This window comes from Allobosea sp. 05T439, assembly GCF_056396005.1.
Genome location: NZ_JBFTKP010000003.1, coordinates 57,733 through 69,659, shown reverse-complemented (window position 1 = coordinate 69,659; position 11,927 = coordinate 57,733). Strand labels below are relative to the sequence as shown.

Sequence of the window (11,927 nt, the reverse complement as noted above, 5' to 3'; positions counted from 1 at the left end):
AGAACGGGCAGGGGCGCAGGCGCCTGCATGACAGGCATCGACGCGACGGTCATGGCCAAGGTCATGGCCCGACGCGAAAGACTCATTCCGCGATGACGCTGACATGGGCGGCGACGACCCGCCAGCCTTCGGGAAACTTGACCCAGGTCTCGCTTTGCCGGCCGACCTTGCCCTGCATGCTGGCGCGGCGGAACATCGTGTTGGCGGTCGCCATCGCATCGCCATAGCTGGTGATGACGGTGCGTTCGAGCGCGCGCTCGATCCCGACGGGCGAGCGCGCCGAGCGGAACGCGGCGATCTGATGATGGCCGTAGAGGTTCTCGGCCACGCCATAGCGCAGCGTCAGCGGGCTGTCCCTGAACAGCGCGTCCAGCGTGGCCACGTCGTTGCTCGTCAGCGCCTTTTCATAGGTCGCGAAGGCGGCCTCGACTTCGGCAAGCACGGCAGGGTCGTTGATCTTCATGAAAGGCGTCTCCAAAGGCCATGGCCGGTTTCGGCGCTGCATGCGCAACGGCATCTTGCACCGTCACATCGGCGGATGCGGAATCGCGGTCAGCAGCTCTCTGGTGTACTCGGCTCTCGGGTTGCCCAGAACCTCTTCTGCGGTACCTTCCTCGACGATCGCGCCGCTGCGCATCACGATCACCCGGTCGCAGAGCAGCCGCACCACATTCAGGTCGTGCGAGACGAAGAGATAGCTCATGCCGAGCCGCCCCTTCAACTCCTCCAGCAGGTTCAGGACGACCGCCTGGACGGAAACGTCGAGCGCCGCTGTCGGCTCGTCCAGGATGACGAGGTCGGGGTCGAGCGCGATCGCGCGGCCGATGCCGACGCGCGCCTTCTGCCCGCCCGAGAGCTGATGCGGGAACCGGTCGATCAGCTCGGCCGGCAGGCCGACAAGCCGCGCCAGGTCCTCGCAGCGCGCCCGCAGCGCATCGCGGCCGCGGATCGCGCCCATCCGCATGATCGGGTCGGCAATCGCCCGCTCGGCAGTGAAGCGCGGGTTGAGGCTGTCGGTCGGGTCCTGGAACACCATCTGGATGCGCCGGCGCTGGGGCGAGGCCGCAAACTGCCGGGCGGGGATCGCGCCGATATCGCTGCCGTCAAAGACGATCCTGCCGCCACTCGGGTCGATCAGCCGCGTGATCATCATCGAGGTCGTCGACTTGCCGCAGCCGGATTCGCCGACGAGCCCGAGCGTCTCGCCGCGCGCAATTGAGAAGCTGATACCGTCGACGGCGCGGAAGCCGGGCTTCCCAGGCTCCGCCTTGCCCATCAGCCTGGCGAGGAACGCCCCCGTAGCCGGGCGCGGATACTCCTTCACCAGCGCCTCGACGCTGAGCAGCGGCCCAGGGGCCGCTTCGCCTCGCGCCGCGCCAGAGGAGGTGGGGACAGGCGAGGGGGCGGGCGCTGTCTTGGGCACCGGCTCCGCCTTCGGCGGTTCGGTCAGCAGATCGGCGAGCGACATGCCGATGCGCGGCGTCGCCTGCATCAGCCGGCGGGTATAGGGGTGCTGCGGATTGCGGAAGATCTCACTGGCCGCGGCCGTCTCGACGACGCGGCCCTTCTCCATGACCACGACCTTGTCGCAATAGGCGGCAGCCAGCCCGAGATCATGGGTGATCAGGATCGTCGACATGCCGCGCTCGCGGGTGAGCTCGACGATGAGATCCATCACCGCCTTCTGCGTGGTGACGTCGAGCCCCGTGGTCGGCTCGTCGGCGATCAGCAGCTGCGGCTGGCAGGTGATGGCGAGCGCGATCACCACGCGCTGGCACATGCCGCCCGAAAGCTCGAACGGGTAGGCATCGTAGCGCTCTTCGGGCCTTGCGATCCTGACGCGCGTCAGGGCCTCGATCGCCTTCTCCCTGGCGGTCGCGCGCGTCGCCTGGACATGTTGCAGCAGCACGTCCTCGATCTGCCGTCCGACCTTGCGGATCGGGTTGAGCGCGGCGCGCGGGTTCTGGAAGACCATCGAGATCTCGCGCCCGCGCAGGTCGCGCATCTGCGCCTCGTCGGCGGCGACGAGATCGACGCCTGAGAACGAGATCGAACCCTCTGCGACCCGGCCGGCCCGGTCGAGAATGCGCACCACGGCATAGGAGGTCACCGATTTGCCCGAGCCGGACTCGCCGACGATCGCGACCGTCTCGCCCTTGGCGACGCTGATATCGATCGATTTCACCGCCTGCACCGCCCCACGGCGCGTGGCGAATTCGACGGTGAGGTTCCGGATCTCGAGCAGCGGGATCGTGGCCAAGGTCAATTCCTCCGCTGGGGATCGACGAGATCGCGCACGCCGTCGCCGAGCAGGTTGAAGCAGAACACCGCGATCATCAGCGCCAGGCCGGGGAAGAAGGCGATCCACCATTCGCCGGAGACGATGAAGCTCGCACCCTCGGCCACCATGATCCCCCATTCCGGCGTCGGCGGGCGTACGCCAAGGCCGATGAAGGAGAGGCCGGCCGCGTTCAGGATCGCGTAGCCCATGGTCAGCGACATCTGCACAGCCATGATCGGCATGATGTTGGGCACGATCTGGGTGAGGAGCAGCCGCCAGTCGGAATTGCCCGAGAGCCGCGCCGCCTGCACGAAACCCGCCTCGCGCCGCACATTCGCCTCGGCCCGCGCCACCCGCGCATAGAGCGGGAAATTGATGATGGCGGTCGCAATCACGATATTGGTGACGCTGTTGCCGAGCGCCGCGACGATGCCCATCGCCAGTACGAAGAGCGGGAAGGCCATGATCGTGTCGGCGATGCGACCGACCAGCTTGTCGACCCAGCCGCCGAAGAAGCCGGCGCTGACGCCGGCGAGCCCGCCGAGCAGGAAAACGAGCGCGACCGAGGCGACCGCAATGGTGAAATCGAGCCGCGTCGCGGCGATGACCCGGCTGAAGATGTCCCGCCCGAGCTGGTCGGTGCCGAACCAATGCGCCGCGCTCGGGGCCTGGAGTGCCGCATTGGTGTTGCTCGCCAGCGGGTCGTAGGGCACGAGCGAGGGACCGAAGATCGCCGCGAGCACGATCAGCCCGAACAGCAGGAAGGCGAAGCCGGTGATCGGGTTTTCCGAGACGACATGGCGCGCATGGGCCCACAGGCTCGTCGCGGGCGGCGCCTCGAAGCGCAGGGCGGGCGTGGCGGCGGGGTCGAGCTTGCTCATGTCGTTCACGGGCCTCACCCTTCCAGCCTGACGCGGGGATCGATGACGCCGTAGAGCAGGTCGATCAGCAGGTTCAGCACGACGTAGAGGATCGCCATGGTCAGCACGAAGCCCTGGATCGGCGCGTAATCCGAGGCGATCAGCGCCTCGACCGCATAGGAGCCGACGCCCGGCCAGGCGAAGACCTTCTCGACCAGGACATTGGCGCCGAGCAGGAAGGAGAACACCATGCCGAGCGTGGTCACGACGGGCAGCATGGCGTTGCGAAAGGCATAGGTGCCGATGACCTTGGCATTGGTCAGCCCGCTGGCGCGCGCGGTGCGGACGAAATCGGCGCCGAGCACAGCCAGCATCGAGGCGCGGGTCATCCGCGTGATCGGCGCCAGCGAGAAGATGCCGAGCGTGACCGCCGGCAGGATCAGTTGCGCCAGCGCGGCACGAAAGGTTTCGACATGCCCGGCAAGCAGGCTGTCGATCAAGAACAGCCCGGTGATGCGCGGCGGTTCCGAGGCGAAGACATCGAGCCGCCCGAGAGGCGCCGGCGACCAGCCGAGCAGGAAATAGAAGGCATAGACCAGCAGGAGCCCGGTGAAGAACACCGGCAGCGAGACGCCGGCCGTCGCCACCACGCGGCAGAGATGGTCGATCCAGGAGCCCTGCTTCACCGCGGCCAGTACGCCGAGCGGCAGGGCGACCGACATGGCCAGCAGCAGACCCGCAAGCGTCAGCTCGGCGGAGGCGGGCAGCCGCGCCGCCAGGTCGGCCGTCACCGGCTGGCCGGTGGTCAGGGACTGGCCGAGATCGCCCTTGGCCAGCGCCGTGACATAGGAGACGAACTGCACCGGCAAGGGCTGGTCGAGCCCCAGCTTGCTGCGGATTTCGGCAATGGCCTGCGGCGTCGCTGCGGGCCCGGCGAAATAGGCTGCCGTGTCCCCCGGCAACACCCGCGTCAGCAGGAAGGTGACGATGATCACGCCGATGACCGACGGGATCGTCGTCATCAGCCGCCCGCCGATCATGCGAAGCATTGTGCAGCCTCCTTGCCGAAATCCGGCGAAGTCGCCGCCGCCGCCGTTGCGTGCGGGGCGGCGGTGCGCTGGGCGCTCAGCCCTTGGTCAGGTAGCGGAAATCGGGCTCGCGGCAGGGCTGGAACTGATAGCCGCCGATCGCCTTCTGGAGCGCCACGTCATGGGTCGGCTGCGCGATCGGCACCATCGGCACCTCGCGGTTCACCAGCTTGATGAAGTCGACGACATTAGCGTCATAGGCTGCCTTGTCGGGCGCGAAGCGCGCGGCGTCGATCAGCTTGTCGAGTTCCGGGTTCTGATAGGCGGCGATGTTGAAGATCGAATTATTGCCGTGCATCGTCCAGAACAGGTAGTAATCGGGATAGTCGAGCCAGCCGGCGAAGCGGTTCAGCACCATCGGATTGGTCTTCTTGGCGATCTCGGTACGGAAATTCGCGCCCGGCACCTTGTTGATCTCGACGGTGATTCCGATCGCGCCGAGCGCCTCCTTGATCAGCACCGCCATCGGTTCGGCGACCGTCGCATTGCCGGCGTCGAAATACAGCGTGGTCGAGAAGCCGCCGCCGGCTGCATCGACCAGCGCCTTGGCCTTGGCGACGTTGGATGTGTAGGGAAAGGGCTGCGGCCAGGTGACCTTGGGCGTCTCGGGCCCGCCCGACATGTCGACGCCGCGGCCGAACAGCGAGGCCTGCAGCAGCTTCTCATAGGGCATCACCCAGGCCACGGCCTGGCGCAGGCGCACATCCTTGAACGGCCCGACCTGCGTGTTGAGGTAGCAGCCCCAGACACCGTTGGGGATCGGCACGCCGACGACATTGACCTTGCCGGCATCGAGCAGGTCCTTGAAGTCCTTCGGTGGCAGCCCGTAGGAGACATCGGCATCGCCGCGCTCCATCAGGGCCCGGCGGGTCGAAGGCGAGGCGATGTCGCGCGCAATGATGCGGCGAAGCTGCGGCAGCTTGCCGGAGGTCCAGGCATCGTTCCGGACATAGATCGTCTCGACGCCGGGTTTCCAGCTCTCGACCTTGTAGGCGCCGGAGCCGGCGACGTTGTTCTTCAGCCACTCCTTCGCATGGGGATCGCCGCCGCCATTCTTGATCGCGAGCTCGGAGTCGAACACGAAGGGGATGGTGACCGCGAGGTTCGGCAGCGTCATCTTGTCCTTGCGGACGAAGTCGACTCGGAAGGTCTTGTCGTCGACGACGACGAACTGCTCTGGCTTCTCGAGCGAGCCGGCATTCATCTGCGTGGTGGCGAACCCCCCGATCGTGCAGGCGCGGTCGAGCGACCATTTCACATCGGCCGCCGTGACCTTGCGGCCGGAATGGAAGGTGGCGTCGCGCAGCTTGAAGGTGCAGCTCATGCCGTCCGAGGCGACCTGCCAGCTCTCGGCCAGTTCGCCCTCGAGCTCGCCCATCGCGATCGTGTTGCCGCCGCCGCCCGGGATCGGCACCGGCTTGAAGCGCAGCAGCCGGTCATAGCAGTTCAGCGCGACGCCATTGACCGGCTGCGACGAGCCGATGCCCTGCATGTCCAGGCTGTTGGGCCCATATTCCTGCACCAGCAGCAATGTCTCGGCCCGGCTGGGTGTCTGTGCCCCGAGCTTGCCCTGCGCGACGAAGGGGGCAGCAAGGCCGGCTGCGATGGCGGTGCGGCGAGTGAGCATCGGCGAGAGATCCTTGTTTTGCCAGTCGGGATGTCGCGGCGCGCCGGCCCGCCGGGAACAGGCCGGCGGGCGGGGCAGAGCGCCCTGCGGCCGGGCCGCGAGGGCAATCCGTTCCGCGCCTGTCGCGGCTCGGATGGTGCTCTGTCCTGGATGCGGGTCAGCAAAGGCGCACATGGGCGCCAGTCAAGCACGTAGCGTGCCAAGACTTAGGCGATTGAAATCTCTTGTAAAATGCTGGCGTGGGCAGCCGCCCTCGTCATGTTGCATGCAATGACTGGTATTCAGGCTATTTAGTGGGCAATTATCTCTGCTGCCGCGCACTTGTGCTTATCAGCGCAGCGTTGATGCCGATCTCGGCCGCGTCGAGGATGGCCGGATCCGATGCCGGATCGGCGGCCAGGCCTGCGGCGTAGCCGGATAGATTGGTGCTCCAGACCAGGATGGTGTCGAGGCGCGATCGCGCGGCCAGGGTCCTTGCCTCGGCGAGCAGCCTGTCGCCGGTAAGATGCGCGGCATCGAGATTATTGGTGATGCCGAGCCAGAGATGCTCGCGGATGTCGACATCCCCACGGCGAAACTGCCCGGCGACATGCAGCGATTCCGCTTCGTCGCCCTGCGTGATCAGGCCGACGCGCCGGCCCGGCTCTGCCCCGAGGAGCGCAAGGGTCGCGAGAGCGGTGGTGACCGCCGGGATGCCCGTCTTGTCCTCGATCCGCCGGCACAGGTCGCGATCGGCGGCAAAGCCCAGCGCCGCGCCCCGCGTCGCGTTCCAGCAGATCGTATCGACGCGGGCCTCTTCCAGCAGCATCGCAGCGGTGTCGAAGGGTTCGAGCCTGTAGCCGGCAGCCGGCGCGGCCGCGACGATGCCGTCATAGGGCACCCGGGCGATGCAGCAATCTATCTCCGGAGTTCCAGCCAGCAGACGGGCCGCCACGCGCTCGACGACCCGGTTGGAGGAGGGAACGATCAGGCCGATGGCGCGGCGCGCGGAAGCAGTCTCGGGCATGGCAGGCAGCGCGTTTCCGACGGGAGCGGGGGCGATCAGCGTCCGGGCTCATGGCCGGAAAGTAAAGCCTCGTTGCGCGCCTTGGCCATCAGTCACCGGTCCCGCTGACCACAAGAGGGATTGCCTCGATGCCCGTCGCGCCAGGGCTAGCAGGGCTTGCGTCAAGCGTTGCGCCCGGCGCGCGGGCGGGAGCCTGCGACAGGCAGGGCGAGCGGGCGATATTCGCAAATGGGCACGACAAACAACTCCGGTCTCACATACTCTCGCTCCAGTGGTACGAAACCGGGCCATCATACCCGGCCACCGGATCGCTCGCCGGAAACGCCAGGCGGGCGATTGCCCGGCGGATCGGCGCTGTTGCTTCGGTCCGCACGATGTCCCCCGACTGCCCCGGGGGATAGGCGCCGATCACCAGTAAGTCCTGCGATGCCCGCAAGCATCGATGTCCCGTTCCCGCCGGCAGCAGGACGACATCTCCGGCGGCAACCTCGATCTCACGGCCTCTTTCTCCCCCTAGGAGCAGTGTCGCCTTGCCGGCGGCTATCCCGAGAGCCTCGTGCCCTTCGGTGTGATAGTGCTGGAAGTCATAGATGCCGCTGCGCCATTGCGGGGGCCAGCCATTCCCTTCGAAACGCTCTTCCATGAGGGTCGCCATATCCGCGGCTTCGGCGGGAAACGCAGCCACGTAGAACAGCACGGGCAGGCGCGGATTATTCGGCACGGTGCCGTGCTCCTCGAAATGAAACGCCGTGACGATCGCCATGTCGTGCCCCGCGGAACTCGGCGGCATAACGCTGGGAATGACCCATCGTTCCCGGTCCGGCGGTACGTCCCGGCGGCGCGCAGTCCGGGACGTACCGCGCATTGGTGCATTCGGTCCTCAGTGGGCGCTTTTTGCTCGGGATCGCTCGTGCGGAGCAGCCTTAGCCTCGTCGCTGCCAGCGTGCTCGCAGCCTCGCCCACAGGTTCATGGCAGCGTGGACAAAGCGCGCCATGGGTTTGCGCAAGGGCGCGATATCCGCTGCGATCAGTAGCAGGCCGAGCGGCAGCATCCAGAGCCCGAGCACGGGCAGTATCGAGAAGATGCCCCCGACCACGAGGATGAGGCCCGCGGGGAGGCGGGCCCAGCGCGAGGCGGGATGGCGCAGCCAGCGCAACAGGGAGGCGAAACCCTGCGGAACCTCCCGCTCGATGCGCTTGAAGGCCAATCGGAGCTCATGTTTTCCGTCGCTCATCATCTCTCCGGTCCAAAGTTGGTCGGATAACGCATGGCGGAGCAACGTGTTCGCCACGGGGCGGCGCATGGCCCTCGGCCGGGCATTCCTGGCGGATGGTGCCTCGCCGGTCTTCTTCACGCCTGCATCGGAACAGCCTGTCGGGGGCGGCGTTGGGGAAGGGGTGATAGCGAAGGAGACCCCATGAGAAACGGCCAGGAAGCTCAGATTGGGGCGCGCGATTCAGCGCAACGGGGCCCCGACGGCCCTTTCTCACCTTCGCCTGTGCCGCTCAAGGCGGCTGGGCCGGCAGGCCCTGATGCCGTCGAGGCGGCCGGCACGCGCGAGCGCGTACGGCGTAGCGACCTTGATACCCCCGGGCGGGAATAGCCCTATGGAGCTGTTTTCATGGGCTGAAGTCGACCTGATCTTCAGGTTGTTGGCGGGGACCGCCGCGGGCATAGCCGTCGGCTGGGAGCGCACGCTCAAGCAGAGCAGTGCGGGCATTCGCACATTCGGTCTGGTCGGACTTGGAACGGCAGCGGCAGCTGGGATCTTCGGCGAACCGGATCAGGCCGATGCGGCAAGCCGTGTCGTGCAGGGTGTTCTGACCGGCATCGGATTTCTGGGCGCCGGGGTGATCGTCCTTCGCGATCGGGAAATGACCCCGAGGGGGCTCACCACGGCTGCGGCCATCTGGGTGACGGCCGCTCTCGGCTGCGCTGCCGGCCTGGGCGACTGGAAGATCGTCGTGACCGCAACGGGCCTCGCATTGCTGCTGCTGGCGATCAATCACTCGATCGAGCGCTGGGCCGGGCGGCGGGCCGGGGGAGATGCGGCGAGAGCTGCGCAAGGGGAAGCACGGGCGCGCGACGAGGACTGAGAGGCACCCGATTGCGGCACATGCTTCCTGCGCTCATCCCGCGATTGCGGAAGGCGCGTCGGGAGCGGAAGTCATCGAATATCGGCTCCATGCCCGACAAGCCCGTCGGAGGGGGCAGAGGCGGGCGGGCTCGGCGCGCGCTTGGGCGCGCGACTTCGGTGATCAGCTACACGATCTCCAATCTGGTGGCTCAGCTGGGCTTCCCGCTGTTCGACCGGGATTCCACCCGGAAGCCGATGCTGAAGGAAGCGGGGCGGACCGTGGCGCGAGCCGGCTGCGCGCCAAGGCTCAGGGCCTGCCGTGCGCCCGGATGCACTGGCCAACCGGCGCGCGCAGGTTGAGGTTTTCTGCCAGCCGGGCGGCTGCCATGACCAGCTTGATCGACTGGTCCCGGCCTTAGGAATGCGCCGTCAGGTCGGCGCTGCGGCCTTCGTTGACAGGCATTCCATGAGCGGTTAGCTCTTAATCTAATACGTATTAGATTCCAGGAGAAGGCGTTGCCGCGCGAGCAGAAACCATCGAAGCGACCGGGAGCCGCGACCAGCACCGATGTCGCGAAGCGTGCGGGGGTTTCGCAGGCGACGGTTTCGCTGGTGCTCAATGGCGCAAGTGGGCGCGTCGGTCTCTCCGAGGCCACGCAGCAGCGTGTGCGCAAAGCCGCCGCCGATCTCGGCTACACCCCGAATTCCGTTGCACGGAACCTGAGGCAGCGGCGCACCAACACGCTCACCTTCATCACCCCCGATATCGGCAATCCCTACTCGRCCGAGGTGATCGGCGCCGTGCAGCAGGTGGCGCAGGAGCGCGGCTATCTGCTCGACGTGCTCGTTGCGGAAGACGAGGCGGCCAAGCTCAAGGCGATCGCGCGGCTGCGCGGGGGCGTCTCGGACGGCGTCATCACCTCGGCTCCAACGCGGGCGATCTGGGACGCGTTGAAGGAACTGGCACGCCACGGCGTCCCCTGTGTCGCGCTGCAGGATCAAGGCGACGGTACCGAAATCACCTCCGTCGGCGTCGATCTCGAGGGCGGGGGCTACATGGCGACGCAGCACCTGCTCGCCTGCGGCTATCGGCGGATCGGCCATATCTCGGGCCAGCAGCGGCATCCCCTGCGCGAGCGGGAGCGTGTGCACGGCTATCGTCGGGCGCTCCTCGGAGCCGGTCTGCCGCCGCGTCCGGATTGGGAAATCGAGGTCGCGAACAGTCCGGAAGGAGGCGTGAAGGCGGTGGAGCTCTTGCTCGCCTTGCCGCAGCCGCGGCCCGAAGCGCTTTTCGTGTTCAACGACCAGATGGCGATCGGCGTGCTGCACGGCTTGCGTCGTCACGGCCTGCGCGTGCCCGAGGACATGGCCGTGGTCGGCTTCGACGGCATCGCGCTCGCGGCTTTCACGGTTCCGGCGCTAACGACGGTGGAACACCGCCGGCTCGAGCTCGGCCAGCAGGCGGCGACGAGCCTCATCGACCAGCTCGAGGGCGGGGAAAGCCCCGTTCGGTACACGCAGCTTCCGGTCCAGCTCGTGATCCGGGAATCCTGCGGCGGCCTGAAGGGTGGTGGCCTGCCAGCCTAGAGCCCGTGACCAACAACACCAAAAAACCAAGCCGCGAAAAGCGGTGATGATCCAGGGAAGGAAACAGGGATGACGAACCTCAACGGAACAGGCACGGTTTTCTCTCGGCGGCATATTCTGGGCGCCGGGCTCGCTCTCTCGGTCGGGTCGGGGAGGGCGGCGCGGGCCCAGGCGCCGGTGAGCCTCAATTTCGCGGTCTGGGGCAACCGGGCGGAGGAGGACGCTTTCCGCCGGCTGATCGCGGGCTACACCGCGCAAAACCCGCATGTCTCGATCCGGCTGGAGCTCAGCGGATCCTCCGGCCAGCTCTATCAGCAGGTCGATACGCGCCTCGCCGGCCGGCAGGCCCCCGATCTGGTCCGCATCCAGTACCAGCAGGTCGGCCGCTATGCGAAAGCAGGCGCAATCGTCGATCTGAGCGGGCATCTCGACGGCGGCCTGGCAGCGCAATTCGCCCCCGCATTGTGGAAGGCCGTCACCTATCGCGACAAGGCCTTCGCCATTCCCCACCACACCGACACGCTCGCGGTCTATTGCAACATGGAGATGTTCCGGCGGGCCGGAATCGAGCTGCCGCGGCGGCTCGAGGACAGCTGGCGCTGGGAGGAGTTCATCCGGATCGCCCGGATGCTGAAGGACAAGGCCGGAGCGCCATTCGGCTTCGCCTGCGCCTGGCAGAACACCGCCGCCTATCGCTTTCTGCCCTTCCTCTACCAGAATGGCGGCAAATTGCTCGACGAGCAGCTGCTCCAGCCGCAGCTCTCGTCGAAGGAGGGTCTCGAGGCGATCGCCTGGGCCCAGTCCTGGTTCACCGACAAGCTCGTCCCGCCCACGACCTCGATCAAGACCAACGAGCAGACGCAGAACCTCTTCGCCAACGGGACGATCGGCATGCTGGTGCATGGCGACTGGCAGATCCCGTTCCTGCAGGACGCGATGAAACAGGCGGAGTGGCAGGTGACCTATATGCCGCGCAGCGTCAGCATGGCCTCCGATCTCGGCGGCAATTGTCTGGCCGTGACGCGCGACAGCAAGAACCGGGATGTCGCCATCGACTTCCTGCGCTATGCCACCAACGAGGCCAATATGCGCGACTTCTGCATCGCCGCCGGCTTCCTGCCGGTTCGGCGCAGCCTCATGGAAACGAAGCTGGACTACCCGCTTCGTCCCGACGCGATGCAGGTCTTCGTCGAGCAGTCGCGGACGATCCCGGACCATCTGGCCGCGACGGTGACGCTGCCGGATTTCAGCCGCATCAATACGAAGCTCGGCGAGCAGCTCGACCTCGCCTTCACCTCCGGCCAGTCGCCAAAGGACACGGCCGAGAACGTGGAAGGCACCATCCGCAGCGTCCTCAAGAGCTGACGGCGGTGCGGCCTGCCGTCCCGTCTGCGAGGTGA

At 66.9% G+C, this 11,927-nt stretch carries 11 protein-coding genes and 1 pseudogene; 4 read left to right on the top strand and 8 right to left on the bottom strand.

Features of this window, described 5'->3' with window-relative positions; translation table 11 throughout:
• Positions 1–82 precede the first annotated feature (82 nt).
• The 8 genes from hpxZ to AC1DIO_RS04245 all read right to left on the bottom strand — a co-directional run bounded on the left by hpxZ (position 83) and on the right by AC1DIO_RS04245 (position 8,097).
• The gene (gene hpxZ, locus AC1DIO_RS04280; protein ID WP_476853151.1) at positions 83–463 is read right to left on the bottom strand and encodes an oxalurate catabolism protein HpxZ; all 381 of its coding nucleotides are present in this window, start codon (positions 461–463) and stop codon (positions 83–85) included.
• 63 nt (positions 464–526) lie between these two features.
• On the bottom strand, positions 527–2,260 hold the full coding sequence (locus AC1DIO_RS04275) for a dipeptide ABC transporter ATP-binding protein (protein ID WP_441504595.1): 1,734 nt from the start codon (positions 2,258–2,260) through the stop codon (positions 527–529).
• A 2-nt stretch (positions 2,261–2,262) separates the two neighbouring features.
• Positions 2,263–3,162, bottom strand: a complete 900-nt coding sequence (locus tag AC1DIO_RS04270; protein WP_441504853.1) for an ABC transporter permease — start codon at positions 3,160–3,162, stop codon at positions 2,263–2,265.
• A 14-nt stretch (positions 3,163–3,176) separates the two neighbouring features.
• On the bottom strand, positions 3,177–4,190 hold the full coding sequence (locus tag AC1DIO_RS04265; RefSeq protein WP_441504594.1) for an ABC transporter permease: 1,014 nt from the start codon (positions 4,188–4,190) through the stop codon (positions 3,177–3,179).
• Positions 4,191–4,266: 76 nt separating this feature from the next.
• Complete coding sequence (locus AC1DIO_RS04260; protein WP_441504593.1) at positions 4,267–5,856, bottom strand: ABC transporter substrate-binding protein; 1,590 nt, start codon at positions 5,854–5,856, stop codon at positions 4,267–4,269.
• A 301-nt stretch (positions 5,857–6,157) separates the two neighbouring features.
• Positions 6,158–6,862 carry a hypothetical protein gene (locus AC1DIO_RS04255; protein ID WP_441504592.1) on the bottom strand — a complete coding sequence of 235 codons (705 nt, stop codon included), beginning with the start codon at positions 6,860–6,862 and terminating at the stop codon, positions 6,158–6,160.
• A gap of 253 nt (positions 6,863–7,115) precedes the next feature.
• Entirely contained in the window at positions 7,116–7,625 is a 510-nt protein-coding gene (locus AC1DIO_RS04250) for a cupin domain-containing protein (RefSeq protein WP_441504591.1), read from the bottom strand.
• A gap of 160 nt (positions 7,626–7,785) precedes the next feature.
• Positions 7,786–8,097 carry a hypothetical protein gene (locus AC1DIO_RS04245; protein ID WP_476775819.1) on the bottom strand — a complete coding sequence of 104 codons (312 nt, stop codon included), beginning with the start codon at positions 8,095–8,097 and terminating at the stop codon, positions 7,786–7,788.
• A 373-nt stretch (positions 8,098–8,470) separates the two neighbouring features.
• Here AC1DIO_RS04245 and AC1DIO_RS04240 point away from each other — a divergent pair, with 373 nt between their 5' ends.
• The 4 genes and pseudogenes from AC1DIO_RS04240 (at position 8,471) to AC1DIO_RS04225 (ending at position 11,892) form a co-directional block, all read left to right on the top strand.
• Entirely contained in the window at positions 8,471–8,959 is a 489-nt protein-coding gene (locus AC1DIO_RS04240) for an MgtC/SapB family protein (RefSeq protein ID WP_441488503.1), read from the top strand.
• 89 nt (positions 8,960–9,048) lie between these two features.
• A pseudogene (locus AC1DIO_RS04235) lies at positions 9,049–9,222 on the top strand (helix-turn-helix domain-containing protein); the annotation flags it as partial.
• Positions 9,223–9,456: 234 nt separating this feature from the next.
• A complete protein-coding gene (locus AC1DIO_RS04230; protein WP_476853150.1) occupies positions 9,457–10,527 on the top strand; it encodes a LacI family DNA-binding transcriptional regulator in 1,071 nt (356 codons plus the stop codon).
• A gap of 69 nt (positions 10,528–10,596) precedes the next feature.
• Positions 10,597–11,892, top strand: coding sequence for an ABC transporter substrate-binding protein (locus tag AC1DIO_RS04225; RefSeq protein WP_441504589.1), 1,296 nt, complete (start codon positions 10,597–10,599; stop codon positions 11,890–11,892).
• The last annotated feature ends 35 nt before the right edge of the window (positions 11,893–11,927 follow it).